The sequence below is a fragment of the Westiellopsis prolifica IICB1 genome (assembly GCF_004323185.1).
Taxonomy (GTDB): domain Bacteria; phylum Cyanobacteriota; class Cyanobacteriia; order Cyanobacteriales; family Nostocaceae; genus Pelatocladus; species Pelatocladus prolificus_A.
The window spans coordinates 798,338-824,125 of the sequence record NZ_NAPS01000001.1; the positions used below are offsets into that span (position 1 = coordinate 798,338).

Genomic DNA, 25,788 nt, shown 5'->3' on the forward strand with positions numbered 1-25,788 from the left:
CTGGCATTAATGGTGGAAGCGATAGATGAATATATACAGCTTCCTTGAGGCGCTTGGTATTGCTGAACCTAGCGGTTCCGGCTGGTTAGCAGTAGTGTTTACATTTCTCTTAGCGTGGGTTGTGACGTGGCGTTTGATTCCGGCGGTGCGTAAATTTGCCTTGCGAGTCGGTTGGGCTGATCAACCCAATGCACGGCGTTTGAACCGAGAACCTTTGCCCAATGCAGGGGGTCTGGCGATTTACGCGGGAGTACTAGCGGCTTTGATCTTGGCAAGCCTTTTAAGACCCATTGAACTTCAAGGTGTTTTAGCTCAGGTTTTAACTATTCTTTTGGGAGGTTCGATATTAGTCTTGGTAGGCTTTATCGACGACCAATTCGGCTTACCTCCCTCAGTTCGCTTGTTAGTACAAATCCTAACGGCGCTACTGTTAGTTGGGAATCGCATTAGCATTACAGTTACTTTTGGTACTCCTATTGACTCGCTACTCTCAACATTGCTAACGGTGTTTTGGGTTGTAGCAATTACGAATGCCATCAACTTGATGGATGGTATGGATGGTTTAGCTGGAGGAGTTAGCTTTATTACTGCTATGAGTTTGCTGGCAGTTTCGGCGCAGTTTCCTAACTGGGCAGCAGCGACACTAGTTTTGGCAGCCTTAGCAGGAGCAGCACTAGGCTTTTTACGTCATAATTTTCATCCGTCGCACATCATTATGGGTGATGCCGGAGCATACTTTTTTGGCTATGTACTGGCTGCAACTGCTATTGTAGGCGACCTACAAGCGACTACAATCTTTTCTTTAGTACCGCCTGTTTTGTTTTTGCTTTTGCCAGTGTTAGACACTACCCAAGTATTTGTGCGGCGACTCTTGGCAGGTAAAAACCCCCTCAGTACTCCCGGAAAAGACCATTTGCATCATCGCTTGCTAGCTTGGGGCTTATCTCAGCGCCATGCAGCTTTGACTCTCTGGTCAATTGCTTTAGTTTGTAACTGGCTGGCGATGACAATACGAGGTATGAGTTTGGTAGTGATACTTGCTACTACTGTCAGTATTATCACGCTGTTAGGTTTCACTGTTTGGCAGAGGATAAGGGCAAAGTGAAAATCAAAAGTCAAAAGTCAAAAGTCAGAAGAACGATCTTTTAACTTTTAACTTTTGCCTTTTCTATGCCATCACCATTCCACCATCTACGTTCAATACTTGTCCTGTGATGTAGCCTGCTGCGGGGTCAGCAGCCAGGAAACGTACCATTCCAGCAACTTCTTCTGGCTGACCATAGCGACCCAAGGGAATGTATTTTATTATACTTTCACCATCAAGATCGTTAGTCATATCCGTGGCGATAAAGCCAGGGGCGACAGCATTAACTGTGATACCACGAGATGCCAATTCTTTAGCAACAGTTTTGGTAAAACCAATTACACCTGCTTTGGCAGCGCTGTAGTTAGCTTGTCCGGGGTTACCCATAAGTCCGGCAACAGAGGTAATGTTGATGATCCGTCCTGAGCGCTGTTTTAGCATAATTTTACTGACAGCACGAGTGCATAAAAATACACCTGTTAAATTGAGATCAATGACTGCTTGCCAATCTTGTGGTTTCATTCGCAGTAAAAGCGTGTCACGTGTGATACCCGCGTTATTCACCAAGATGTCAATACGGTTAAACTTTTCGATCGCAGCATTTATTAAAGCATCAACTTGATCTTCCTTACTCACATCAGCCGCAAGCGCGATCGCACTTCCACCCGCTTGAATAATTTCTGACACTAACTCATCAGCCGCTTGACTAGAACTAGCATAGTTTACAACCACACTAGCACCGACTTTCGCCAACTCTCGTGCGATCGCCCTTCCAATTCCCCGTGAAGCACCCGTAACAATCGCTACTTTTCCTTGTAAAGTTTGTAAATTTTCTGGCAAAAGTTCCATTGTTTTTCCTGTTATGTACATTAAGATAGTGCGCTAACTATCTTAATGGGGATCGGGGATCGGGGATCGGGGAAAGGGGAAAGGGGACAAGGAGGACACGGGGGATAAGGGGGACAAGGGAGCTATTTGCAGGGATACATAATAAGAATAACCAATCCCCAATTCCCGATCCTCAATCCCCAATCCCCGATTCCCGATCCCCAATCCCCAATCCCCGATCCCCAGTATTGCAAACATGCTTTACAATCATCTGGGCTGCTAGGAACTACTATTAAAATCAAACAATAAAAAACTGGTGCGTATCACATGTCTACAAAAAAGCAATTCAATAGCTTTGAAGAGATGCTATCTGGTTCTGATGTACCCGTATTAGTAGATTTTTATGCTGACTGGTGTGGGCCTTGTCAGATGATGACTCCAATTTTAGAGCAAGTTAATGCCCAACTCCAAGGTCAAATCAGAATCGTCAAAATTGATACTGAGAAATACCAACAATTGGCTACTCAATATAGAATTGAGGCTCTACCAACTCTAGTACTGTTTAAGCAGGGTCAGCCAGTAGACAGAATTGAGGGTGTTTTACAAGCACCCCAATTAGTACAGCGTTTGAGAGGTTTAATGTGAGGTAGTTATTACTTAGCGATTAAGTAGGGAAGCACTCTGCATGGTTAATTGCAGAGTGCGTTTTTTTCTAGTATTTTTAAGAAATGTTGTTGTACTGAACTTAAGAAGCGATCGCTACAGCACTTGCTCTACCTAACACTGTCAGTGAAGGAATTTTGAATTTGATACTCGTAATCTTGTCATAAACTTTACTATGACTATTATTCATATATTTCTAGATTAGAACTACGAGCGATCGCTTGACACCTTTTTTCTTGTCTAAGTCAGGAAAAATTACTTCACAACAGTAAAAACCATATATTTGGCGATGCTCCGTGAATTTTCTAATCTTAACTATAAAAATTAATACTCCAACCTAATGGGGTGGTTTTTTCTTAGCAATACTCAGCATTGGTAAAGTCGGACTAGAAGAGCGCGAAGGTAAGTAATGTTGTACCACAGGCTCTTCAGCAGGTAGAGGACGACGCTGTTGACGTAGCCACAATTTTAATAAAAGCGTTACTCCTGCTGTTCCTAAACCAAAAGCAAATAAAGACCACTCATCGTCAAATCCACCGATCAGCGCATCTACCACTCCCATCGTAATTAATACGCTGATTAGCGGTTCTTTTCGGTAGGTTGACTTTAAAAAACGAGGCAATACAGCATTTACAGCATTCATCACAGCTTGGTTGATTTCAGTTCACCTTTTGCGTAAATTTACTGAGAGTTTTTCCCCTGCATTTAGCGCCCTAAACTAGAGCCTACATTTACATCATAATATTATATTATTTATTCAACCAAAGTCTTACGATAAAGTACTTTTGGGCGGTTTTCCGAACAGCTACAGTAATGATAGATACAGATAGATCCCCGACTTTTGTAAAAAGCCGGGGATCTTGTTTATCAATTTTATTGACTTCCAAGTAGTACTTTAGTACTAATTTGATTTACTTAAGACCGAGCCAGGATAGCACACCCTTATCGGTGAAGTATTCAATCAAAACCATCAGAATAAAGCCGATCATTGCAGCTCGACCATTCAAGCGTTCGGCATATTCACTAAATCCAAATTTTGGCTCTTCCAACTTAGGCGTTACGTTTGGTTGTGGTTGTGTCATCATTTGAAAAAACCTCTTTGTTAGGAAATGTTAATTTACTACACTTTTGTGGTATTGCACATTGAGCTATCTCACTCAACAAATGTTTTACATTTTTTTACTATTCTTAATATATCTTAGGAATACTCAGGAAATCGTCAAGCCCGTGTAGAGGATTAAGGAGTGTGGGGAGTGTGGGAAGTGTGGGGAGACAAGGAGGACAAGGAAGAATTTATTCCAATGCCCCATGCCCAATGCCCAATGCCCAATGCCCAATGCCCAATATAAGTCAATGTTAAATTGGTGATATCAGGGCAAACTCAGGTGAATTCGTATTATTGGATTCAACATCACAAGGATAAGACTGACAAACTAAAGCTACATATACATAAAAATTAATTAGGGGCAGTGAATGGATATAGGTGTTCCCAAAGAAACTAAAGACCAGGAGTTTCGAGTTGGGTTGAGTCCCTCTAGTGTCAGGGTACTAAAAGAAAGTGGTCACAATATCTTTGTAGAAACTCAAGCCGGCGCGGGTGCGGGATTTACGGATGATGACTACAGAAATTCCGGAGCAGAAATTGTCCCAACACCAGAAGCTGCTTGGAATCGGGAGTTAGTGATCAAAGTCAAAGAACCACTAGCAACTGAGTATCAATTTTTACAAAAAGAGCAGGTTTTATTTACTTATTTACACTTAGCAGCTGATCGGAATTTAACTGAGAATTTAATTAATAGTGGCGTTTGTGCGATCGCTTACGAAACTGTAGAGCAATCAGGTACAAACAAGCTACCCCTACTGACGCCGATGAGTGTGATTGCTGGGCGTTTGTCGGTGCAGTTCGGAGCAAGATTCTTAGAACGGCAACAAGGGGGTAGAGGTGTCCTTTTGGGTGGTGTCCCTGGTGTTCAACCAGGTAGAGTGGTAATTTTAGGTGGCGGTGTAGTTGGCACAGAAGCCGCTAAAATTGCTGTCGGTATGGGAGCTAGGGTTCAAATTCTAGATGTGAATGTAGAACGCCTCACCTACTTGGAAACTCTTTTTGGCTCACGAGTAGAACTACTTTACAGCAACTCTGCTCATATTGAAGCAGCAGTTCGAGAAGCAGACTTATTAATCGGTGCTGTTCTGGTACTAGGACGCAAAGCACCTATTATTGTGTCTCGTGAATTAGTTAAACAAATGCGACCAGGATCAGTAATCGTCGATGTAGCAGTTGACCAAGGCGGCTGTGTAGAAACCGTGCATACTACATCTCACACCAACCCTATTTATGTTGAAGAAGGTGTATTGCACTATGGTGTTCCTAACATGCCAGGGGCAGTTCCTTGGACGGCAACTCAGGCACTGAATAACAGTACTTTACCATACGTGGTGCAATTAGCAAATCAAGGAATGGAGGCACTAAAAAATAACCCTGCATTAGCCAAAGGTGTGAATGTGCAGAATCACCGCTTGATACATCCCGCCGTGCAAGAGGTTTTTCCTGACTTGGTGTAAGGATTAGAAGGGGGACAAGGAAAACAAGGGAGCTCTTAGCAGGGGGCTCTTAGCAGGGGGCAGGGAGCTCTTAGCAGGGAGTAGGGGGTGTGGGGAGACAAGGAGGACAAGGAAGAATTTATTCCAATGCCCAATCCCCGATGCCCAATGCCCAATGCCCCATGCCCAATCCCCANTGGGGAGACAAGGAGGACAAGGAAGAATTTATTCCAATGCCCAATCCCCGATGCCCAATGCCCAATGCCCCATGCCCAATCCCCAATCCCCAATCCCCAATCCCCGCTCCCTATTTCACCTTAATTGGGGTGAGGGCTACACCTTTGTAGTAGTACCCTAAAATTTGTAGGTGATTGGCTCCCTGTAAAGCCAAATTGTAAGCGCCCCATTGACTCATGCCAATAGCATGACCAAAACCTAGTCCTTGGAGTGTGAAACCGCCGTTACCATTGGAGACGTTAAAGCGGGTACTTTTTAGTTTCAAAGCCGTACGCACTTCTTCGCCTCTTAGTACTTTTTCGCCTTTGTCGCCGACTATTTTCAGGGTTTTTACACTGTTAAAAGGCGATCGCTGTTCAATAATCATCTGCTTGGCGTTGCCTATTTCTGGAAATTTGCTGCTAATTTCCGTAGGGCTGAAAGTTCTCATCCAGTAGCATTCGCGGATATTTTGGTCAAAGTCGGGAACAGCACGTAGGTATGGTTCTTTGCTTAACCAAACATCTTCGACGTTTTCGGTGTGTCCACCCGAACAAGCATGAAAAACCGAGAGGATTATTTTGTTCTTGTAAGTGAGTACTTGTCCAGCAGTAGCATCAACAGCTGCATAAGTAGGGCGAGATTCGCTGATCACACCTTTATAAATTTGCCAACGATCTGGGCTTGCACCCAAGTCGTAAAGGGGATTATTGCGCTGTCTTGATCGCTCATAAAGAGCATAGGTACGAGCTGCGATCGCTTGGGCTTTGAGGGCTTCTAAAGGCCAACGGCTATTCATTTCACCGCCCAAAACGCTGTAGAGATATTCTTCTAAATCTACCCAGTTGACAGCAGTGACACCTTTATCTGTGGGGACAACTAAAGTTCTACCTCGATACCAGCGATCGCCTATATAAACAAATCCTCCCTTACCCGATGGTTCAATCCAAAATAAACCAGAACGCCACTTATCTAAGGCTACTCCACCAGGAACCGCTTGGGCATAATACGCATTCATTGCAGGTAGTTGTCCCAGAGTACGCCCGCTACTATCCTTGACAACCGCGGTTGTGGAACTGCCAACTTTAACCTGTTTAGCATCCCGTTCAATTGCGACTCGCAGGATCACAGACGCTTCCGCTGGTAGACATAATGCAATCCATAAAAGTATACCCAGCCACCAATGGCGTCCTTTAATTTGGGAAAACAAAGAGGCTAATAACAGTTGGAATTTCATGCCGTTGATCATTGAGTTACAGTTTATATTTATCAGACGCTCACTTTTACAGTAGTTTCCCGGAGACAGAATTTGCCCTCCAGATGAAATAAATTGCTTGTATTGCATCAACTTAGGTGGCGATCGCTTCAGGGACGTCACCAATACATTATTTTTGGATTACGCATTACTGATCAGCTTTTACTTTCTTTGGGCTTGATTTTGTCATCATCCATGATAATCAAATTAATCTTTGATGAGTCAATCAAGATTTTACAGACTCGATCACCAATATTTTGTAGCTTGTGGCGATCGCTCTCATGACTCAGAACAATCGCACTGTTCCAACTCTGTTTTTGTGTCCTCTATAACCTCTCCATGACAACCAACTCCGAATCCACACCCTTACACACTTTCAACCCTCTGACTCGGTTTTCCGACAGAGTTGAGGATTATGTCAAGTATCGACCAAGTTACCCAGCCGCAGCAATTGATAAAATCTTAGAAAATTTAGCCCCACCCTCTCAACTTATAGCCGCAGATATTGGTGCGGGAACAGGAATTTCCTCACGATTATTAGGCGATCGCGGTGTTAATGTTATTGGTATTGAACCGAATGCGGCGATGAGAGAAGCAGCAGCACCTCATCCTTTGGTCGAACTTCGGGATGGAACAGCAGAAATCACTAACCTCAGTGATGAATCAGTTAATTTAGTTACCTGTTTTCAAGCATTTCACTGGTTCAACCCAGAGCCAAGTTTATCGGAGTTCCGCCGTATTCTCAAGCCATCAGGACGGTTGGCTCTGGTGTGGAATAACCGTGATTATGAAGATCCTTTGACTATTGAATACAACCGTTTGGTACGTGAAGCATCGAATCATCATCCAGCCGAGTCACGGATGCAGACGCTGGAACCATTATTGATCACAAAAAATTTTGTTAATGTCCGCGAATCTAATTTTGTTTATCAACACGAGTTAGATTTAACAGGATTTATTGGTCGTGCAACTAGTGCTTCTTATGTTCCGCGTCAAGGACAAGCCTACGAACAACTAATTTCTGGTTTACAACAAGTGTATGAAAAATTTTGTGATGAACGTGGTTTTGTTCACATGGTTTATCGTACTAGCGTCCACCTAGCTGAACCTGTTTGAGTTCAGGAGAGTGGGTATATTATTGCCCACCCTCCAATTAATTAGCGGTCTACTGAACCCATAATTACGTCGATACTGCCCAGAATTACAGATGGATAAGTAAGCTCGGACAAATGTACCAGACGCGCCATGGCTCGTCTGGTACTAGTTGGGGTCGTCATTTGTGAGCCAGCGACGGGTACGCAGGGGGTCTCCCCCATGAGCGACTGGCGTAGACAAAGCTCATCGGCTTCAAGGTAGAGTACCCGTAAGGGTCAATAGTCATTTGTCATTGGTAAGGGTTTTAGGTATTGTTACGAAACGTAACTATAGTTATCTTTATTTCCACCGACTTATTTAACAGTCATTAGTCATTCTTACTAATGACCAATGACTTTTGACAAATGACTTTTGACAAATGACCAATGACTTCTCTTAATCTATGTATTTTGTTTACTAGTGGCGTTGACCAGTAACAATGTATGCTACTCGTTGACCAATATTAGTAGCATGGTCTGCCATACGTTCTAGATGGCGTATCACTAGTACCAACAACAAAATTGGTTCTACTACACCAGGGACATCTCTTTGATAGGCTAAGGTCTGATAGAGATGTTCATAGGCGGTATCTACAGCGTCATCTAGTTGTTTGATCCTGCGTCCACCAACTTCATCCAAATCAGCCAAAGCCACCAAGCTAGTTGCTAACATTGCTTGAGCATGGTGCGACATCATAGCAATTTCTGGTAAAGAGCTATGGGGCGGATAAGAAAAGATTTTGACTGCAATTTCAGCTAAATCTTTGGCATAATCTCCAATCCGTTCTAGATCACGTACCAGTTGCATAAAAGCACTCAAACAACGCAAATCTTGAGCAACCGGAGCTTGCAGCGTCATTATTTCTGCACATTCTAATTCTATTTGTTTGTAAAAGCGATCGATCTGCTTATCTATATGGGGAAGTTCCTCAGCTGCTTTTAAATCACGGGCGAATAAGGCTTGGTGACTCAGACGAAACGATTGTTCCACCAAAGCCCCCATGCGTAAGATGTCACGCTCTAAGCGTCTGATTTCTCGTGTGATCTGGGTCGTTCCAGAGTTAGGATTGTATATGATTGCTTTCACGCTTGCATTCCCAAACATGAAGATATTTTTAAATATAGTCTTGGTTTTGAGAATTTGCCATGACCAGAGGTAATACAAACTGTATCCACGCACCACCTGTACTAGGATGGTTCATGGCTTTGATTGCACCACCGTGAGCCAGAATGATTTGACGAACGATCGCCAAACCTAAACCACTTCCCACTATTTTTGTAGAACTACTTTCAACTGTTTGATCACGAGTTCGCGCTTGTTCTCCCCGGTAAAATCGTTCAAAAACATAGGGTAAATCCGCTTCGCCAAAACCTACTCCAGAGTCAATAATATTAACTTCTAGATTAGCTGGTGCGTTTGGTTTACCACTACGATGATTTTTTACAGATGAGATTTTTGTTTCAACAGTAATACTACCGCCAACAGGACTGTACTTGATGCTATTGTCCAGCAAGTTGAGGAAAACTTGGTAAAGACGCAAAGCATCCGCTTGAAGCCAAATATTTTCTGGCCCTTGATAGACAAGTTGGACTTGATAGCGTAATGCTAGGGGTTCAAGAGTTTCCCAGACTTTGCTAATGAGCGATCGCACTTCTGTTGATTGGCGATTGAGTTTCAGGGTGGGATCGGTTTCTAGTTGGGTAAGTTCTAACCAACTTTGCACCAAACAGATCAGTCGGTCAACTTCCTGCATCAGGCGATTAACCCAGCGATCTAAAGGTGGTTCTATGCGGCCCTGCAAAGTTTCCACTACCAAACGAATAGAAGTCAATGGCGTTCTCAGTTCGTGAGCTAGATCAGAAAAAGCACGGTCACGTGCTTGGTTAATTTCCAGTACTATTTGGCGATTTTCCAAGAATACGCCAACTTCTCTCTTGGATAAAGGCAAGCTACTAGCTCGCAACATCACAGATTTCTGTTCTAACATTGCTGCCGCACTTTCACAAGAGGGGTGAAACACCCATTCTTTTACCTGAGATTGCTGGCGATCGCGAGTTTGTTCAATTAACTGGTCTAGTTCATAAGATCTTACTAACTCTAGTAACAATCGTATTTGTCCCGGCTGCCACCTTTGCAAATACAACATTTCTCGTGCTTGCTGGTTGCACCACAACAGTTGATTTTCTTCATCTACTTGCAAGTATCCTACAGGCGCTGATTCTAACAATTCTTGATAATTATATATAATTTGTTGCAAATATAATTGCTGCTGCTTCAACTCAGCAATATCATGCCGCAAGCGTGGAATTAGCGGTAGCGCAATATCACTAGGTTGCGACTTTAATGAGGGTGGTATTTTTCCTATAGTGCGGCGCAGTTGCACCAGTTGGCAAATCCAAACCCCTAGTCCGATTGTCAATCCGAAAATAAAACTAAATACTAACATCACAAGTTGTTAGTTGCTTTCGCACAGATCATACTAACAACTTAACCAAATCTATAACCAAAACCACGTACAGTCACAATATATTCAGGACGGCTGGGATCTTGCTCTAATTTTTCCCGCAACCAACGGATGTGAACATCTACAGTTTTACTATCTCCAACAAAATCTGGTCCCCAAACTTGATCTAGTAATTGTTCCCGTGACCATACTCTGCGAGCATAACTCATGAACAGTTCTAACAAGCGGAATTCTTTTGGTGATAGACTTACTTCCTGACCACGAACTAAGACACGGCACTCTTGCGGATACAAAGTAATTTCTTTATAATTAAGTGCTGGTAGTTGTGGTAGGCTGCTCAAACGCTGACGGCGAAGCAAAGCGCGGCACCTGGCTACTAACTCCCGCATACTGAAAGGTTTTGTCAGGTAGTCATCCGCTCCTACTTCCAAACCTAGTACACGGTCAGTCTCACTTCCTTTGGCACTGAGCATTAAAATCGGCACTGGATTGCCTTGATAGCGCAACAAACGGCAGACATCTAAACCATTGATTTGAGGTAGCATCAAATCTAGGATCACCAAATCAAAAGTCGGTTCGCCTAAATTGATTTCAAAATTTTTTAATTGTTCTACAGCAGAGCGTCCATCCGCGGCTGTTACAACTGCATAACCTTCCTCTTCCAAAGCGAGGACGATCATTTCTCGAATTAGTTCTTCATCTTCGACTAGTAAAATACGACTTCTTTGACCGATGTCCGTCGTTGGAGAATACTTAGTTGATTCACTAGTATACATTGATGCTTACGAAGTCCCGTGATCGTGGCTGTATCAATACAAATATCAGACAACCGTGCTTTTACGCTTGTTTGATGATGAACTATGTTTTTTGTGATTAATATAACAATTATCTAATTTCATTATAAAGCATATAGGCAATAAATATATAGGATGGTTTTATAAAATATTATTGGTAGTCAATATGTTAATAGTAATTTTTTATAAATAAATTTAAATGAAATATCTCACACATAACTGGTGATCGTTGTCAATTTTGGCTTGAATTCGTGCAAGTTGCGATCGCATTTTTCAATCAGAATATGAAAAACCCACCCCCACAAGAGGCGGGAAGTGATGAAACAGTAAGGTTTTGTGTCAAAAGTTTATTCAGGGTAATTACCGACACAAAACCTGATGGCATGATTTATTGAAGCAAATTCTTGGGAACCTGATCAGGAACAACCCATAGATAAAGAGTAGCACCTTGTACCTGCACCGTCTTCTTTGGTTTCCACTCACCCATATCAAAAGCATGGGAAACAATACGAGTACCTGGCTTGAGTTCTTGTAAAAGTTTAGGTCGGAGTTTCAAATTGACATCAGGTAACAAGTATAGTGTTACTACCGTTGCGCCATCAAAATTAGTTTGGAATAAATCTTGTTGCTGGAATGTAACGCGATCGCTAACTCCTGCTTTTTGAGCATTGGCTTTGCTTTCCTGCACAAGTTCGGGATTGATTTCCACACCCACAGCACGACGAACACCGTATTTTTGAGCTGCGGTGATCGGAATACGTCCGTCTCCACTACCAAGGTCGTAAACCACATCATTTTTTGTGACTTGTGCCAATTGCAACATGCCATTTACGACTTCCGGTGAAGTTGGCACATAAGGTACATCAGCTTTTGGAGTTTCTTGAAGCTGAGTAGGTATAGCTGGTGTTTGTGCATCTGCTTCCAAGTCACGTTGTTGATTCGTACATCCAGCCACACTCAAACTTACAGCACTAATTCCAGTCACAAGTAAAATTAACACTCGTCGAAATTGCATAATTTTTCTCCTTTGACTTATTAGTGTTATTCCCGATCCCCGATCCCCGATCCCCGATCCCCGATCCCCGATCCCCGATCCCCTATCCCTTATCCCCGATCCCATCATGCTAATTGGTTTGAGAAACACAAATGAACTTTGGGCTACCCTGTTGACACAGACATTGCAGCGCTTGGGGTTAACAACTGCTATTATTTGTCCTGGTTCTCGTTCTACACCATTAGCAGTTGCTTTTGCCCAACAAACACCAGAAATTGATGTTATTTCGATTCTCGATGAACGTTCCGCAGCTTTTTTTGCTTTAGGAAGAGCAAAAGCAACAGGATTACCCACTGCTATCGTTTGTACCTCCGGAACTGCGGGGGCGAATTTTTATCCAGCAGTGATTGAGGCGAAACAAACTCGTGTACCACTGCTAATTTTAACCGCCGATAGACCATCAGAATTGCGAGATTGTCACTCTGGACAAACCATAGACCAGTTAAAACTATATGGCAATTACCCCAACTGGCAAACAGAATTAGCTGTACCCGTAGCGGATATGGGGATGCTAGCTTATCTACGGCAAACAATGGTCTATGCTTGGGAGCGATCGCTCTACCCTGTTTCTGGTCCCGTACACCTAAATATACCGTTTCGCGATCCCCTCGCACCTATTCCTGACACCATTGACTTAAATAATTTACAGTCACAATTTCACCCAGAAGAATTTTTTGCTCACGTCACAAAATTATCTCCATCACTCCGTCCCCCCATCATCCCATCTCTTCCCCTTGATGATTGGCAAAACTGTGAGCAAGGAATAATTATAGCCGGAGTTGCCCAAACACAGCAGCAACAGGAATATTGTCAAGCGATCGCTCAACTTGCCAAAACCTTACAATTTCCAGTCTTAGCTGAAGGATTATCTCCTGTCAGAAACCATGCTGATCTTAATCCTTACATTATTTCTACTTATGATCTCATCTTGCGGAATCAGCAACTAGCAAAACAGCTAACACCAAAAATAGTAATTCAAATCGGTGAAATACCCACAAGTCCAGTACTGCGTAATTGGTTAAAAACTACTACTGCTAGACATTGGGTGATAGACTCCAGTGACCAAAATCTTGATCCTCTCCACGCTCGAACAGTTCATCTACGCCTGAGTGTAGAACAACTGACTGAAGTATTTAAATCATTCCCGGTGTCACCGCGTTCCCACACCAATGTGTCCACTTATCTCCAACTGTGGACTCAAATTGAAACAAAAGTTAGAACAACAGTTGATCATACTTTTAAAAATATAGACCATTTATTAGAAAGTAAAATAGCTTGGTTACTTTCCCAAACTTTACCGCCAGAAACACCTTTATTTATTGCCAATAGTATGCCCGTGCGAGATGTAGAATATTTCTGGCAACCCAATAACTCCGGTATACGACCATTTTTTAACCGAGGTGCAAATGGTATAGATGGGACATTATCTACTGCTTTAGGAATTGCCCATCGTCATCAAAGCAGCGTTATGTTAACTGGTGATTTGGCATTATTGCACGATACAAATGGCTTTTTAATCAGAAATAAATTTGTTGGACATTTAACAATTATATTAGTCAACAATAATGGTGGTGGCATTTTTGAAATGTTACCTATTGCCAAATTTGAACCACCATTTGAAGAATTTTTTGCCACACCCCAAGATATTGATTTTGCTCAATTATGTGCTACCTATGGTGTGGAACATGAATTGATTAGTAGCTGGGAACAATTGCAAATAAAATTAAACCCCCTACCTACTAATGGTATTCGAGTGTTAGAACTGCGAACAAATCGCAAACTTGATGCTAAATGGCGACAGGAAAATTTAGGTAAGTTTGCCAAATTTTAAAATACTTCAACATCAAAATCAGAGTAAATCTTCCTCGGTTAACTGGGCTATTTTCATCAAAGCTTTCAAGGTTCCAACTTTCAAATCTTGATTTCGATGAACAGGTATTGACAAAATTTGCTCTACTTCGGAGTTTTCATAAATATAATGACTGCCAGTAATTCTTCGCAAAACCCAACCTTTTTGTTCTACAATTTTGCACAGTCGCTTACCAGAAATAGATTTCATACGGCAATTTCGACAACCTGATCTGTTGACTCAGTTGCATGACGACTGTTAGCAACATCAAGCCAGCCTTCAATAGCGTCCTTTAAATTAGCCATCACCTCTTCTATTGTGTCTCCTTCAGTAATACAGCCGGGAAGTGCAGGAACCTCTGCCCAATAGCCCCCTTCTTCTGCTGGATGAATAATTGCTTTGATTTTCATACTGATTGAGTTAGTTGTTGAGATTATGCTAACAACTATACTTGTTTGCTCTCAAGAGGAGTTAGGTGCTGCTTAAATTAATGTTGATTGCCAAGCGCGATCGCTTAGATGAAGTCTTGAATCCCATCCTGATTGTTGAAGTACTATCTCCTTCCACCGCAGATTACGACAGACAAAATAAATTTCGCATATATCGATCAATTCCTAGTTTTAGCGAATATTTATTAGTTGAGCAAGATGAACCTTTTGTTGAACGCTATAGCAAACAAGCTCAAGGTTGATTGCTCAGTGATTCTAATGGCTTGGAAGGAGCTATTTCTCTAGAGTCAGTTGGAATTGAATTGCCAATAACGGAAATTTATCGTGGCGTTGTTTTTGAGTAGTTGGTAGGGTGCATTGTCGCAAAGTACAACGCACCCTAAGGGAGAGTTTTGAATCAAATTACTGTTTACTTAACCGATGACTCCACAGAGTTTACCGTTTGGTTTACCACCGGACGTGCTTTTCGTCGGTTTGACTTGCGTGTTCCACCAGCCATTTCATACTCATCACTATTTTTGCCATAGTGAGAGGCAACATTCAGCAGCATATGCTCAGAATAATCATTTAACGTACGTTCTACATCTATTAAGGCATTGTATGTCTTATCTAAGATAGTTCGTGCTTGATTATAGGCGGCTAGCTTTTCTCGTAACTCATGAACTATAGTATTGTAAGTAACAATTGAAAATCCATTACCAAAGTCTAGGTCAGGCTTTATTGTCTGTAATCCTTCAATCCGTCGTTCTGCTTTGGTTAGTGCGGTTGAATTTCGTTTGCGTGCTGGCATAAAGTTTCCCTGTTGAGATTAATTTAATATGGAGAACCCTGGTGTTTTTTTACACTGAGTTTGTGATATATCATCAAAATACGCAATTAGCGGATACTTTAGCCTGAGTGAAGCCACAGAACTTTTGGAGCATCAGTATTAGTAAATAGAAGAAATAGGAGTATAAGTACTGAAATTTATTGCTAAAACCTAATTTAAAACTCAGAAATCTAATTTAGGACTCAGAAATCTAATTTAGGACTCAGAAATCTAATTTAGGACTCAGAAATCTAATTTAGGACTCAGAAACCTAAGTTTGCTAACTCAATACGATTCGGTTAAGAATTTTTCCTCATAATTTTGGGGGTGTTGCTGAATTTGGTCATGAATTATGTTTGTGTACATATTTGTCGTTCGATACGAAATCCTTGTAGAGACGCGAAATTTCGCGTCTCTACATCAAAAATTTCGCGTCTCTACATCAAAAATTTCGCGTCTCTACAGATCAATTTTCGGTACTAAAAATCCTTAACTGAACCGTATTGACCGATAACCAACCAGCAAAAATCAAATTTTTTCAAATGCGAGAACTTTATCCACCAATTGAGCCATATAACGAAGGTAAATTACAAGTATCAGACATCCATACAATTTATTTTGAAGAGTCTGGTAATCCCCAAGGTAAGCCGATTGTTTTACTACATGGTGGCCCTGGTGGAGGTTGTCCACCATTTTATCGTCAATATTTTCACCCAGAAAAATGGCGATTGATTATGTTTGATCAACGCGGTTGTGGAAAAAGTACACCCCATGCTGAACTGCGAGAAAATACCACCTGGGATTTAGTGAATGATATTGAAAAACTGCGAGAGCATTTAGGTATTGAAAAATGGGTTGTCTTTGGTGGTAGTTGGGGAAGTACTCTTTCATTAGCTTACAGTGAAACTCATCCAGAACGCTGTAGTGGGTTAATTTTGCGGGGCATTTTTATGCTGCGACAAAAAGAGTTACGCTGGTTCTATCAAGAGGGAGCAAGTTATATTTTTCCTGATGCTTGGGAAGAGTATCTTAAACCAATTCCTGTAGCAGAACGTGGTGATTTGCTGACAGCATATTATCAACGCTTGACCAGTCCCGATATGCAAATTAGGCTGGAAGCTGCCCGTGCTTGGTCAATTTGGGAAGCAAGTACTAGCAGATTGTTCCCAGACCCACAGTTAATGCAAAAGTTTGGTGAAAATGAATTTGCCGATGCTTTTGCACGAATTGAGTGTCATTATTTTATCAACAAAGGCTTTTTTGAACCAGAAGATTATCTACTTTTAAATGTTGAACGCATTCGTCACATTCCAGCAGTAATTGTCCAGGGGCGTTATGATATAGTTTGCCCAATGATATCAGCTTGGGAACTACATCGTGCCTGGTCGGAAGCAGAATTTATTGTTGTTCCTGATGCAGGACATTCAATGAGTGAACCAGAAATTACGAGTGCTTTGATTGCAGCAACAGATAAGTTTGCTTCTTTTTAACAGTTATTAGTTATCAGTTATCAGTAATCAGTAAAGAGTAGTGTATTTATTCTTGGGTTTATGATCACTGATAACTGTTCACTGTTCACTGGTTTAACCCACTTAAAGTGGGTTTTAGCTATAAGCCCCAAATTAATTTGAGGGCGAGATATTCGGACGAGTCTAATCTATCGAACTCATACCATTTCACGTTAATCACGATACACATAAATTTTGTACCAGACACGATATATCGCGTCTGGTACAGGGTCTGTATTTGTATCAGATTTTTTGTGAAATGGTATCACATCTTTAGCAGTGATATAGACCTTGACATTGTGCCTCACAGGAGCGATAAAAGTCAGTCAGTACAGTTTCTTCGCCAAAAATGGAAATTTGTAGCAGAGCAAACTTTTATCTGTCATGATTCTGGTAATGATATTGCTTGATCGAAAAAGGGAACAAGTTACTCCAGTGGCATAATGAAAATTCCCCTAACTACCGCTGCTTGTCAAAAAATGCCTATGCTGGTGGTAGACCAATACGGTTCGGATAAGACAAATCGATTGGCATTTAAATCCTGTAGAGACGCGATATATCGCGTCTCTACATATCCAAAATTATGACGAAAAATTCTTAACCGAACCGTATTGGGTGGTAGACTGAAAAATTTAAGTTATTTTGGATTGAGAGAATAAAATGATTAGTTATCTTAAAGGTATTGTTGCCGGCATTCAAAAAAATAGTGGTAATCGCCATATCCTAACTCTCGAAGTTAACGGAATTGGTTACGATTTACAAATCCCGGCGCGGTTAGCGCAGCAGCTACCAGAATCGGGAGGTGAGGTACAAGTATTTACTCATTACCAAATTCGCGAGGAAGTACCGTTGCTGTACGGTTTTGGTTCCCCAGCAGAACGGGATGTATTTCGTCACTTGCTAAGTGTGAGTGGGATTGGTGCGGCTTTGGCGATCGCTTTACTCGATACTTTGGAACTGCCAGAATTAGTCCAGACTATTATCACTGCTAATGTTCAATTGTTGATTCAAGCGCCTGGTGTCGGCAAAAAAACCGCAGAACGCATTTGTTTGGAACTGAAAAGCAAATTAATCGAATGGCGCAAAACCGCTGGCTTTTTCGTTGCTACAGGCGGTCCAGCACCAGGAATTCTCGAAGAAGTGCAAATGACACTCCTGGCTTTGGGTTACACCCCTAACGAAGTCAGCCACGCCTTACACGTAGTCAGCGAAGACATTGGACTACCAAAAGACGCACACCTAGAAGAATGGCTCAGACAAGCGATCGCTCATCTTAGTAGTAGTGAATGTAGTTATTAGTCGTTTGTCAAGAGTTACTATTATTATTTAGTTGTTATTAGTTATTAGTTATTGGTTATTAGTGTACAACAATAAAAAAGTTATAAGCTGTTATGCATTTAAATTGTATATTTTGCGAGCAGGTTGTCAAAAGTCAACAGTCCAGAGTCAAAGACTAGCTTGGACTTTGGACTGTTGACCGTGGACAGTCCTAACGCAAGAATATTTAATCTAAGCGCACATCAGCTTATTCCCTGTAGTAATACCATTTCACATTAATCGCGATACACATAAATAATGTAGAGACGCGATATATCGTGTCTCTACAAAAAAATATGTTTCACTTACAATTAATTAGTTTTCTTCCTTGTCCTCCCTGTCCTCCTTCCGTTCCAATGTCCGATCCCTACGCTTGGATAGAACAATCTCTGGCAACAATCCACCGTGCAGACTGGTATCGTTCGGTACAGACAATTAACGGTTGCGGTGGTGCGACGGTGTTATTGGAAGGACAGGAGGTAATCAATTTTGCCAGTAATGATTACTTGGGATTGGCTAGTGATCAACGTTTAATTGCGGCGGCGACTGCTGCTGTACAAGAATTTGGTAGTGGTAGTACTGGTTCGCGTTTACTCAGTGGGCATAGAAATTTACACAGAGAATTAGAAAAAGCGATCGCATCTCTCAAGCAAACAGAAGATGCTGTAGTCTTCAGTTCGGGATATCTAGCAAATTTGGGTGCAATTACGGCTTTAGTAGGAAAGCGGGATTTAATATTAGCTGACCAGTATAATCACTCCAGCCTCAAAAATGGAGCAATTCTCAGTGGTGCAGCAATTTTTGAATATCCTCACTGTGATGTCGAAGCTATTAAAAACGAATTAAAGCGATCGCGTCAAGATTATCGACGCTGTCTAATCACCACAGACAGCGTCTTTAGTATGGATGGAGATTTGTGTCCTTTACCTGCACTAGTAGATCTGGCAGAAGAATTTAGCTGTATGCTACTAGTCGATGAAGCTCATGGTACTGGAGTTTTAGGAAAAACAGGTGCAGGGTGTGTTGAGTATTTCGGCTGCACGGGTAAGCAATTAGTACAAATGGGAACATTGAGTAAAGCTTTGGGTAGCTTAGGCGGATATATTGCTGGAAGTGCAACCCTAATTGACTATTTACGAAATCGCGCCTCAAGTTGGATCTATACAACTGCTCTTTCACCCGCAGATACAGCCGCAGCCTTAACAGCTATTAATATAGTTAAACAAGAACCACAACGCCGCGCTCAATTATGGAAAAATGTCGATTACTTAAAAAAGTTAATCCAACAACATTTACCTAATCTCAAATTACTCCCTTCACAATCACCTATTATTTGCTTACAATTTGCTAGCGCCAAAGACTCACTTCAAGCAGCAAAGCAACTCAAATCTGCTGGTATATTTGCTCCTGCAATTCGTCCTCCTACGGTTCCTACAAGTAGAATACGAATTTCTATCATGGCAACTCATGAGGAAAAACATATTGAAAAATTAGTAGAAGTATTATTGTTTAAGCAACACTAACCGCCCTTCCTTATATGCTTGTCGTAAAGCGATCGCTTCTGACACAATTTGTTGTGCAGTTAATCCTTCAGAATCCATCATCTTTTGCAGAGTGACACCTGTGTGTTCATACTCAGAATGAATTGGTGGAATTTGACAGTAGCGTCCGCCATTTTTTGTTCGTCGCCAGATACTCGGTTTTTCAGGTTTTGATTGTTTAGGAGTGCGTCGTTGCTTAACCAAAGAACGTACAGCTTCTTGGGTAATTGCAGTTATGTCTAACAAAGCATCTATGACTGGCTTGTATTTATTACTATTGTTTGCTAACTGATAGACAGTCCATGGCTCAACTTGTGCTAAATCCTGGGGCGAAAATTTACTAAATACTGTAGCTATTTTCAGATATTTTTTTTCCTCACCTTTCCAGCCCTGATCAATCAGTAGTTTTTTATACTGTTTTGCTGAAAGCTTCTGTTTTTGAGCGGCTAACCAAAAAGCATGATGTAAAATCGTTTTGGTGACATCAGCAAGCGAAAGCACTTGAAATTTTTCACTACCAACGCTGTTGGAATCATTTACTTTTTCCTCAACGTATTTCCCAAACTCTGATAATGCAATTACTTTTTCGTCAATTTGCTCTGTAATTGGACTTTGTACTTGTGTCACCATAATATTGACCTCATAAAAACTTCCCGGTACGCACAACAAATCCATCGCCTTTAGTCACCAGAAAATATCACAGGCGATCGCATTCATGAGTGAAAGTTTGAAAATAAATTTCTTGACTAGAACAATTGTACTACACAAGAAGAAATAAAAAACCCCAGTAATACCCAAATTTTGGGTAAGCTGATGAAAATTTTATACACTAAACCTTTTGTAAAAGGGAAGCATCCCAAATGTTCAAAAAAACGCCTGCGATTGAAATCGCAGTCTTATAGTGAAAGTCTGCTTTAAGCAGACTATTTGATTGGCGTTGCTGAATCAAGATATGAATTTATAATTCACGCTTATGTAGAGACGCGAAATTACCCTGCGGGAACGCTAAAAGCGAACGCGTCTCTACAAGGATTTCGTATCGAACGACAAATATATATACAAAGATAATTCATGACCAAATTCAGCAACGCCGTTTGATTTATTTAAGCTTCTTGCTGAATGCGATCGCTATATTATTTAATGGCGATCGCAAAGCATAAAACCTCAGCAAATATAAATTTATAGTGAGTTAAATCATTGATCAAATTATATTATTTCACAAAATAATTTTCATCATTATCATAAACATAAAATTCGTCAAGGGATATACATCAAAATATATTAATTTGTATCTACAATCACAAGATTAATTGACATTAAATCATTGCTATATAAATCTATGGATAGATACAAAGGTTTTTTAATCAAGTTAATATTTGTTTTGGAAGAAGAGAAACATTTAAGTCATACCTCACTCTACCCCTTAAGGATAAAATCGCTCCTTTAGGGGTATTTATTATTACCAATAAACTAGCTTTGCTGCTTAACATCAGCAAAATCTTGGCTATTCTATTCCACCTATTTACAGATTTCTATGGCATTGGATGGAAGAGAAGATCAGGGAAAAAGAAGTTAAACACAGCCCAGGTAGAAAAGGCGATTGACACCGCTAAAACGGCAAGAACTGGTGCAAGAGAAAGATATTTAAGGAAATAGCTTCTTTGTTCGTTTGGCTTTTGCATTGTTCATGCTCCAAAACAATTTAGTAATTTAATCATCCTCTAACAAGATTTTGGATTGACTCCGCAGGCTTGTACAATCAAGGAATTATTGGTCAAAATTAACTTGCATAATTTCATTTGTCTCTATGCTTACCAACACTCCCTACAGAATACCTCTTTAATATTAGGAATGAAGGTAAGATCAATCCAAATGGACTCTTTAACCAATAAGTTAATTAATTATTATCAAGTAAGCTTCTAACTATAGGAATATATTAACTGGGAAATTTGTCTCTATTTTGAATACCAAAATCTATCTATAAATAGACGATATAAAATAAATTTTTCTTATTTTCATCGCTATTGTTGAATAATAATATCCCCAACTTATTGAAGGATAATAATCATAGTTATTGTATTGGAAACTACAACTCAAATTAATATTAAATTAACTATCGGCAGAAATGAAGTCAATTCTTTAGTTATAAACGAACATTAATTTTAGTAGTTATTCTACTTATTAAAGTGTTTTTAAAAGAAAATTTTGAAAACATTAGACCTCTTGCAAAAGTCGAATTAACCCCCTTAATCCCCCCATAAACAGGAGGAAAATTTAGTTCCCTCCCCGTTTACGCTTAGGGCTAGGGTGGGGTCAATACGGTTCGGTTAAGAATTTTTCGTCATAATTTTGGATATGTAGAGACGCGATATATCGCGTCTCTACAGGATTTAAATGCCAATCGATTTGTCTTATCCGAACCGTATTGAGGGTGGGGTGAAAATATCTTTGCAAGAGGTCTATTAATGGAATTTACGGTTACGTCATTTTGGATTCAGATATTGAGTACAAAAACTCGCCTAAATTTTAATTTAGGGCTAGGTGTAAGACAAGATAGAAGTAATATTATCAGGAGAACACAAAATCATGAATAATAAATTGATAATGCCACCTAAATTTAACAAAAATCAGGTTGTGTATTTTATTGGTGGTGTAGGCATAATCTTAGATTTACAAGCCGATTCTGATACCTGGAAGTATGCCGTTGAAATGGAAAAGGCAGCACAATGTCATATAGGTAGAATTGGCACCTAGACAACAGTTTACTTGCATGAAGTAGATATTGATGGAGTAGTAAATTAATCTATATTTATGACAATAATATGTCTTTTTTTATCAAATGTAATTTTTCCTTCATGTTTTAAATTGCACAGCAATCGTGTAATGGTGACTCGAGTTGTACAGCAGGCGCTAGCAAAATCTTCATGAGTTAGGCGAATCGAAATACGAGTGTCATCACCTATCTTTTCACCAATTTCCTGTTTCAAAAGCTGCAAAAGATAATACAACCGATCTTGTACTCGTCGGAAACCAGATACAGCTAAAAAAGCTTCTGTTTGACGTAGCCGTTGATTTAACTTTGGTAATAGAAAATAGCTTAAATTTGGAGAAGCTGTGATCTCCGATATATAAATTGATACTAACTGAACCTCGGACATGGCTGTGGCTTGGTAGGTGTTGAGAGAAGTCATGTAAGAACCGAAAATCATTCCTTTATCTGCCAAACCTATTAGCGTTTCTTCATTTCTTTCACAAAGCGTGGTTAATTTCACTACACCTTGACAAACATACCAAATTGTTTGTGGGTCGAGGAGGATAGTTTCTCCTTTAGAATATTTATGTATGGGGCGATCGCCTAAATCAGAGTCTTTTTTGCTCTGTGTTAATTCTAAACGTTTACTTTCAGTAATAATTCGTAGTAACCAGCGCAAGCTTAAAGGCTTGCCTTGATGATCATAGCTCGCTGACACAGTAAATGCTGCCTCAAAAAACTCGCCACTACGACGTTGTAGACATATTACTAACTCTTGACTTCTACCTGGTTGACTTAGCTGGTTGAGGAAATTGCGAAAGCACTTTCGTTCTTCTAAAGCAACAAAATTGCTCAGTGCTTTGCCTGTAAGATAATGCTTTTCAAAACTGAGTAATCTGGCAAATTTACGGTTAACTAGTTGAATCTTGCTATGTGGATCAGTCACGCAATAGGCGTCTGGTGCTGACTCAAATAATTCCCGGTAAAAGTATAACTCTGCTGCTAAACCTTCTTGTACTTTCTCTAATTCCTCATTCTGTTGATACAGTTCTTCTATTGCATAGTGTACTGACTGTGAAGCGCTTCCAAGCTCAAATAACATTTGTGGCACTGAATGGGGGAATACAGGTACGTTGACAAAATTTTCGTACAATTTGCTTATACGCTTGTCCATAGCCCGTGTCTTCTGAGCAAACTTGTCTATTTTTGATTTATTGATATTATCCACGACACTTTTATAGTAGTTGTTGACAGAAATTGAGTAGAAAATCTGAGTGCAAAATACAAGTTGCTATAGCCAGAAAAGAAAAGTTAAATAATTTTGGATTTTAGACTTCGTCGTAAGCGCTCAATCGAACGATTTAGAATTTTGGATTTCCTCCATAGCTCCCATCTCTCCAAATTGGGGGAATGATCGGTAAAATTTTGATTTACTTTTGACTTGACGTATGTTCTACCATGTGAATTTGTTGACAATTACCTAGTTGCAACAATATATAAGATAAAAAAATATCAATCAAATATACAGCTATATTATCAATTTTTGGAATATATTGGTTATCAAGATTGATAATTAATCATGCCTTTTTCAAAATTTTACTTATGGCTAACAAAATAGATAAAATTCACTCAAAATAATTTTTATGTTTTAGTGAATTACCTGCTTATAGCTATTTATTACTTCTATCTGAGGTATGAAAAATTGCAGTCTTAACAGAAAGTTTAAACTTATATAGGAGTCCGATTTGATTTATGAAAAAATCTAAGTATCTGTAGGGTGTGTTATAGCGTAGCTATCACGCACCTAAATTTTTAACTGGTGCGTTAGCCTTTGGCGTAACGCACCCTACTGGCGTGTCTAGACTAAAATAGTGCATTAGATTTTTAGTTTTTTTAGCGTTAAGTAAGTCGGCGGGAAAAATTCAATGTATATGAAGAAATATAAATTAGCTGTAGGGTGCGTTATCGCGCAGCGCAACGCGCCTTGAATTCTTGACCGTGCGTTATGCCGTAGGCTAACGCACCCTACATTTAAATTTCTTAACATAGCTATAAATATTAGCGCCGACTTATTTAAAGCGCTTACTACCAACCTTTTCTATTGCATCATTTTAGTCTAGACACGCCACTACGTGTATTTCAGAAATAAAATATGAGTTCTATAGACGATCTGACGATTCGTAAGAAAATTTAGAAACCCAATCAGACAAAGTAAACCTATTCATCTCTAATCAAAGCCGCGGTCACTCCTGATAGATGAAACCTCCTCAGACTCGAATAGTTATTCGCAGTTCTATAAATTTTATTTGCATTGAAATTAAAATTTTTATTTCATCAAGATAGAAAAATAATCACCATTGTTGAAAGTCCGTACAAATTCAAAATTCTTTGTCAGTTGCTGATAAATTCAAATTAACAAATACCTTAGCTATTAATACTTATCCCTAACTTCTACCTGAAGAATAGACTTAGACAAAACACCTATATCAAAAGAAATAATCCTTTGAAAAAGTAGAATAATATCAGGTTAAATTATAAATCTTGAAACATCGGGGTACTTAAATAACGCTCTCCAAAAGAAGGTTGAATCACAACAATCAACTTCCCAGCATTCTCCCGGCGCTTGGCTACTTGTATCGCCGCACATAAATTTGCACCTGAAGAAATACCCGATAATAAACCTTCTTCCCTCGCTAAACGTCGTCCAAATGCGATCGCGTCTTCATCACTAATAGCGATCGCTTCATCTATTAAATCTGTGCGGAGAACTTCAGGAATAAAACCCGCGCCAATACCTTGAATTTTATGTGATCCTGGTTCGCCACCAGAAATGACCGGACTATTTTTTGGTTCGACTGCGATCGCTTGAAAACTCGGTTTACGCGCTTTCATCACTTCAGCAATACCTGTAATTGTTCCACCAGTACCCACCCCAGCAACGACAATATCTACTTGTCCATCTGTATCTGTCCAAATTTCTTCAGCGGTGGTTTCGCGATGAATTTTGGGGTTGGCTGGGTTGCGAAACTGTTGCAGCATATAAGCATTGGGAGTATTAGCCACAATTTCTTCGGCTTTGCAAATTGCTCCCTTCATCCCTTCGGTTCCTGGGGTCAACTCCACAGCTGCACCATAAGCTTTTAACATTGCCCGTCGTTCTACACTCATAGTTTCAGGCATAGTCAAAATTAAACCATAACCACGCGCCGCCGCCACCATCGCCAGTCCAATTCCCGTGTTTCCAGATGTTGGCTCTACTAAAATACTTTTTCCTGGTGCAATCAATCCAGCAATTTCTGCTGCTGTAATCATGCTTACAGCAATCCGATCTTTCACAGAAGCAGCCGGATTCATTCCTTCCAGTTTAATCACAATTCTGCCCACACATCCCTCAGTTTGGGGAATTTTATTCAGTTGAACTAACGGAGTACGTCCAATTAATTCAGTAACATCACCAGCAATTCGCATCAATAAAACTCCTAATTGGGGATCGGGGATTGGGGATTGGGGATTGGGGAAGGTGGGGCCCCC

The 25,788-nt window shown here is 40.4% G+C and carries 24 protein-coding genes and 2 pseudogenes; 11 read left to right on the top strand and 15 right to left on the bottom strand.

Going from position 1 to position 25,788, the window contains the following annotated elements; all coding sequences use genetic code 11:
• Nucleotides 1–25: 25 nt before the first annotated feature.
• Nucleotides 26–1,105: an MraY family glycosyltransferase gene (locus B4U84_RS03430; protein ID WP_131115559.1), complete on the top strand. Its 1,080-nt coding sequence runs from the start codon at nucleotides 26–28 to the stop codon at nucleotides 1,103–1,105.
• Nucleotides 1,106–1,168: 63 nt separating this feature from the next.
• On the opposite strand, the gene fabG is transcribed toward B4U84_RS03430, so the two are convergent.
• Nucleotides 1,169–1,933, bottom strand: a complete 765-nt coding sequence (gene fabG, locus B4U84_RS03435; RefSeq protein WP_017311937.1) for a 3-oxoacyl-[acyl-carrier-protein] reductase — start codon at nucleotides 1,931–1,933, stop codon at nucleotides 1,169–1,171.
• Between the two features lie 306 nt (nucleotides 1,934–2,239).
• Between fabG and trxA the strand changes: the two genes are divergently transcribed.
• Nucleotides 2,240–2,557: a thioredoxin gene (gene trxA, locus B4U84_RS03440; protein WP_017311938.1), complete on the top strand. Its 318-nt coding sequence runs from the start codon at nucleotides 2,240–2,242 to the stop codon at nucleotides 2,555–2,557.
• A 355-nt stretch (nucleotides 2,558–2,912) separates the two neighbouring features.
• Here trxA and B4U84_RS03445 read toward each other — a convergent pair whose 3' ends face one another.
• The gene (locus B4U84_RS03445; RefSeq protein ID WP_017311939.1) at nucleotides 2,913–3,218 is read right to left on the bottom strand and encodes a hypothetical protein; all 306 of its coding nucleotides are present in this window, start codon (nucleotides 3,216–3,218) and stop codon (nucleotides 2,913–2,915) included.
• 268 nt (nucleotides 3,219–3,486) lie between these two features.
• Nucleotides 3,487–3,657 (bottom strand): CAB/ELIP/HLIP family chlorophyll-binding protein, encoded by a 171-nt coding sequence (locus B4U84_RS30290; protein WP_510650802.1) that lies wholly within the window; start codon nucleotides 3,655–3,657, stop codon nucleotides 3,487–3,489.
• 391 nt (nucleotides 3,658–4,048) lie between these two features.
• On the opposite strand from B4U84_RS30290, the gene ald reads away from it, so the two are divergent.
• On the top strand, nucleotides 4,049–5,137 hold the full coding sequence (gene ald, locus B4U84_RS03450; RefSeq protein WP_131115561.1) for an alanine dehydrogenase: 1,089 nt from the start codon (nucleotides 4,049–4,051) through the stop codon (nucleotides 5,135–5,137).
• A 286-nt stretch (nucleotides 5,138–5,423) separates the two neighbouring features.
• On the opposite strand, the gene B4U84_RS03460 is transcribed toward ald, so the two are convergent.
• A complete protein-coding gene (locus tag B4U84_RS03460) occupies nucleotides 5,424–6,581 on the bottom strand; it encodes a SpoIID/LytB domain-containing protein (protein ID WP_026082019.1) in 1,158 nt (385 codons plus the stop codon).
• 345 nt (nucleotides 6,582–6,926) lie between these two features.
• On the opposite strand from B4U84_RS03460, the gene B4U84_RS03465 reads away from it, so the two are divergent.
• A complete protein-coding gene (locus tag B4U84_RS03465; protein WP_131115563.1) occupies nucleotides 6,927–7,703 on the top strand; it encodes a class I SAM-dependent methyltransferase in 777 nt (258 codons plus the stop codon).
• A 435-nt stretch (nucleotides 7,704–8,138) separates the two neighbouring features.
• Here B4U84_RS03465 and phoU read toward each other — a convergent pair whose 3' ends face one another.
• The 4 genes from phoU to B4U84_RS03485 form a co-directional block, all read right to left on the bottom strand.
• Nucleotides 8,139–8,825, bottom strand: coding sequence for a phosphate signaling complex protein PhoU (gene phoU / locus B4U84_RS03470; RefSeq protein ID WP_017311945.1), 687 nt, complete (start codon nucleotides 8,823–8,825; stop codon nucleotides 8,139–8,141).
• 10 nt (nucleotides 8,826–8,835) lie between these two features.
• Nucleotides 8,836–10,167, bottom strand: coding sequence for a PAS domain-containing sensor histidine kinase (locus tag B4U84_RS03475; protein ID WP_131115565.1), 1,332 nt, complete (start codon nucleotides 10,165–10,167; stop codon nucleotides 8,836–8,838).
• A gap of 41 nt (nucleotides 10,168–10,208) precedes the next feature.
• The gene (locus B4U84_RS03480) at nucleotides 10,209–10,961 is read right to left on the bottom strand and encodes a winged helix-turn-helix domain-containing protein (protein WP_131115566.1); all 753 of its coding nucleotides are present in this window, start codon (nucleotides 10,959–10,961) and stop codon (nucleotides 10,209–10,211) included.
• Between the two features lie 406 nt (nucleotides 10,962–11,367).
• Nucleotides 11,368–11,994, bottom strand: coding sequence for a methyltransferase domain-containing protein (locus B4U84_RS03485; protein ID WP_131118693.1), 627 nt, complete (start codon nucleotides 11,992–11,994; stop codon nucleotides 11,368–11,370).
• 106 nt (nucleotides 11,995–12,100) lie between these two features.
• Between B4U84_RS03485 and menD the strand changes: the two genes are divergently transcribed.
• Complete coding sequence (gene menD, locus B4U84_RS03490) at nucleotides 12,101–13,864, top strand: 2-succinyl-5-enolpyruvyl-6-hydroxy-3-cyclohexene-1-carboxylic-acid synthase (protein ID WP_131115568.1); 1,764 nt, start codon at nucleotides 12,101–12,103, stop codon at nucleotides 13,862–13,864.
• Between the two features lie 18 nt (nucleotides 13,865–13,882).
• On the opposite strand, the gene B4U84_RS03495 is transcribed toward menD, so the two are convergent.
• Complete coding sequence (locus tag B4U84_RS03495; protein ID WP_017309763.1) at nucleotides 13,883–14,092, bottom strand: type II toxin-antitoxin system HicA family toxin; 210 nt, start codon at nucleotides 14,090–14,092, stop codon at nucleotides 13,883–13,885.
• Complete coding sequence (locus B4U84_RS03500; RefSeq protein WP_017309762.1) at nucleotides 14,089–14,292, bottom strand: type II toxin-antitoxin system HicB family antitoxin; 204 nt, start codon at nucleotides 14,290–14,292, stop codon at nucleotides 14,089–14,091. The genes B4U84_RS03495 and B4U84_RS03500 overlap by 4 nt, the downstream gene beginning before the upstream one ends.
• 98 nt (nucleotides 14,293–14,390) lie before the next feature.
• Here B4U84_RS03500 and B4U84_RS03505 point away from each other — a divergent pair.
• A pseudogene (locus B4U84_RS03505) lies at nucleotides 14,391–14,675 on the top strand (Uma2 family endonuclease); the annotation flags it as partial.
• Between the two features lie 65 nt (nucleotides 14,676–14,740).
• Here B4U84_RS03505 and B4U84_RS03510 read toward each other — a convergent pair.
• Nucleotides 14,741–15,121: a hypothetical protein gene (locus B4U84_RS03510; RefSeq protein ID WP_131115570.1), complete on the bottom strand. Its 381-nt coding sequence runs from the start codon at nucleotides 15,119–15,121 to the stop codon at nucleotides 14,741–14,743.
• Nucleotides 15,122–15,681: 560 nt separating this feature from the next.
• Between B4U84_RS03510 and pip the strand changes: the two genes are divergently transcribed.
• The 4 genes and pseudogenes from pip to bioF all read left to right on the top strand — a co-directional run bounded on the left by pip (nucleotide 15,682) and on the right by bioF (nucleotide 19,487).
• Nucleotides 15,682–16,629: a prolyl aminopeptidase gene (gene pip / locus B4U84_RS03515; protein WP_131118695.1), complete on the top strand. Its 948-nt coding sequence runs from the start codon at nucleotides 15,682–15,684 to the stop codon at nucleotides 16,627–16,629.
• 287 nt (nucleotides 16,630–16,916) lie between these two features.
• Nucleotides 16,917–17,164 (top strand): annotated as a pseudogene (locus B4U84_RS31445) (HAD family hydrolase); the annotation flags it as partial.
• A 143-nt stretch (nucleotides 17,165–17,307) separates the two neighbouring features.
• Nucleotides 17,308–17,946 (top strand): Holliday junction branch migration protein RuvA, encoded by a 639-nt coding sequence (ruvA, locus tag B4U84_RS03525; RefSeq protein ID WP_017309758.1) that lies wholly within the window; start codon nucleotides 17,308–17,310, stop codon nucleotides 17,944–17,946.
• A gap of 374 nt (nucleotides 17,947–18,320) precedes the next feature.
• Nucleotides 18,321–19,487 carry an 8-amino-7-oxononanoate synthase gene (bioF, locus tag B4U84_RS03530; protein ID WP_131115572.1) on the top strand — a complete coding sequence of 389 codons (1,167 nt, stop codon included), beginning with the start codon at nucleotides 18,321–18,323 and terminating at the stop codon, nucleotides 19,485–19,487.
• On the opposite strand, the gene B4U84_RS03535 is transcribed toward bioF, so the two are convergent.
• Together B4U84_RS03535 and B4U84_RS03540 are read right to left on the bottom strand one after the other, a co-directional pair.
• Nucleotides 19,467–20,135, bottom strand: a complete 669-nt coding sequence (locus B4U84_RS03535; RefSeq protein ID WP_131115574.1) for an Alr2735 family protein — start codon at nucleotides 20,133–20,135, stop codon at nucleotides 19,467–19,469. The two genes, bioF and B4U84_RS03535, sit on opposite strands and share 21 nt — an antisense overlap.
• Nucleotides 20,136–21,037: 902 nt before the next feature.
• A complete protein-coding gene (locus B4U84_RS03540) occupies nucleotides 21,038–21,187 on the bottom strand; it encodes a PsaJ protein (protein ID WP_071524739.1) in 150 nt (49 codons plus the stop codon).
• A 922-nt stretch (nucleotides 21,188–22,109) separates the two neighbouring features.
• Between B4U84_RS03540 and B4U84_RS30295 the strand changes: the two genes are divergently transcribed.
• Nucleotides 22,110–22,259: a hypothetical protein gene (locus B4U84_RS30295; protein ID WP_165490225.1), complete on the top strand. Its 150-nt coding sequence runs from the start codon at nucleotides 22,110–22,112 to the stop codon at nucleotides 22,257–22,259.
• A 44-nt stretch (nucleotides 22,260–22,303) separates the two neighbouring features.
• Here B4U84_RS30295 and B4U84_RS03545 read toward each other — a convergent pair whose 3' ends face one another.
• Nucleotides 22,304–23,431: a PAS domain S-box protein gene (locus tag B4U84_RS03545; protein WP_131115577.1), complete on the bottom strand. Its 1,128-nt coding sequence runs from the start codon at nucleotides 23,429–23,431 to the stop codon at nucleotides 22,304–22,306.
• A 1,358-nt stretch (nucleotides 23,432–24,789) separates the two neighbouring features.
• Nucleotides 24,790–25,725, bottom strand: coding sequence for a cysteine synthase A (gene cysK, locus B4U84_RS03550; protein WP_131115579.1), 936 nt, complete (start codon nucleotides 25,723–25,725; stop codon nucleotides 24,790–24,792).
• Nucleotides 25,726–25,788 lie beyond the last annotated feature (63 nt).

Coding starts and splice junctions, on each gene's coding strand:
- trxA (WP_017311938.1), top strand. CDS start 2,240: ATGTCTACAAAAAAGCAATTCAATAGCTTTGAAGAGATGCTATCTGGT.
- ruvA (WP_017309758.1), top strand. CDS start 17,308: ATGATTAGTTATCTTAAAGGTATTGTTGCCGGCATTCAAAAAAATAGT.
- B4U84_RS03510 (WP_131115570.1), bottom strand. CDS start 15,121: ATGCCAGCACGCAAACGAAATTCAACCGCACTAACCAAAGCAGAACGA.
- B4U84_RS30295 (WP_165490225.1), top strand. CDS start 22,110: ATGCCACCTAAATTTAACAAAAATCAGGTTGTGTATTTTATTGGTGGT.
- B4U84_RS30290 (WP_510650802.1), bottom strand. CDS start 3,657: ATGACACAACCACAACCAAACGTAACGCCTAAGTTGGAAGAGCCAAAA.
- pip (WP_131118695.1), top strand. CDS start 15,682: ATGCGAGAACTTTATCCACCAATTGAGCCATATAACGAAGGTAAATTA.
- menD (WP_131115568.1), top strand. CDS start 12,101: ATGCTAATTGGTTTGAGAAACACAAATGAACTTTGGGCTACCCTGTTG.
- fabG (WP_017311937.1), bottom strand. CDS start 1,933: ATGGAACTTTTGCCAGAAAATTTACAAACTTTACAAGGAAAAGTAGCG.
- B4U84_RS03500 (WP_017309762.1), bottom strand. CDS start 14,292: ATGAAAATCAAAGCAATTATTCATCCAGCAGAAGAAGGGGGCTATTGG.
- B4U84_RS03535 (WP_131115574.1), bottom strand. CDS start 20,135: ATGGTGACACAAGTACAAAGTCCAATTACAGAGCAAATTGACGAAAAA.
- ald (WP_131115561.1), top strand. CDS start 4,049: ATGGATATAGGTGTTCCCAAAGAAACTAAAGACCAGGAGTTTCGAGTT.
- cysK (WP_131115579.1), bottom strand. CDS start 25,725: ATGCGAATTGCTGGTGATGTTACTGAATTAATTGGACGTACTCCGTTA.
- B4U84_RS03430 (WP_131115559.1), top strand. CDS start 26: ATGAATATATACAGCTTCCTTGAGGCGCTTGGTATTGCTGAACCTAGC.
- B4U84_RS03480 (WP_131115566.1), bottom strand. CDS start 10,961: ATGTATACTAGTGAATCAACTAAGTATTCTCCAACGACGGACATCGGT.
- bioF (WP_131115572.1), top strand. CDS start 18,321: ATGTCCGATCCCTACGCTTGGATAGAACAATCTCTGGCAACAATCCAC.
- B4U84_RS03540 (WP_071524739.1), bottom strand. CDS start 21,187: ATGCAAAAGCCAAACGAACAAAGAAGCTATTTCCTTAAATATCTTTCT.
- B4U84_RS03545 (WP_131115577.1), bottom strand. CDS start 23,431: ATGGACAAGCGTATAAGCAAATTGTACGAAAATTTTGTCAACGTACCT.
- B4U84_RS03460 (WP_026082019.1), bottom strand. CDS start 6,581: ATGATCAACGGCATGAAATTCCAACTGTTATTAGCCTCTTTGTTTTCC.
- B4U84_RS03495 (WP_017309763.1), bottom strand. CDS start 14,092: ATGAAATCTATTTCTGGTAAGCGACTGTGCAAAATTGTAGAACAAAAA.
- B4U84_RS03485 (WP_131118693.1), bottom strand. CDS start 11,994: ATGCAATTTCGACGAGTGTTAATTTTACTTGTGACTGGAATTAGTGCT.
- B4U84_RS03465 (WP_131115563.1), top strand. CDS start 6,927: ATGACAACCAACTCCGAATCCACACCCTTACACACTTTCAACCCTCTG.
- B4U84_RS03445 (WP_017311939.1), bottom strand. CDS start 3,218: ATGAATGCTGTAAATGCTGTATTGCCTCGTTTTTTAAAGTCAACCTAC.
- B4U84_RS03475 (WP_131115565.1), bottom strand. CDS start 10,167: ATGTTAGTATTTAGTTTTATTTTCGGATTGACAATCGGACTAGGGGTT.
- phoU (WP_017311945.1), bottom strand. CDS start 8,825: ATGTTTGGGAATGCAAGCGTGAAAGCAATCATATACAATCCTAACTCT.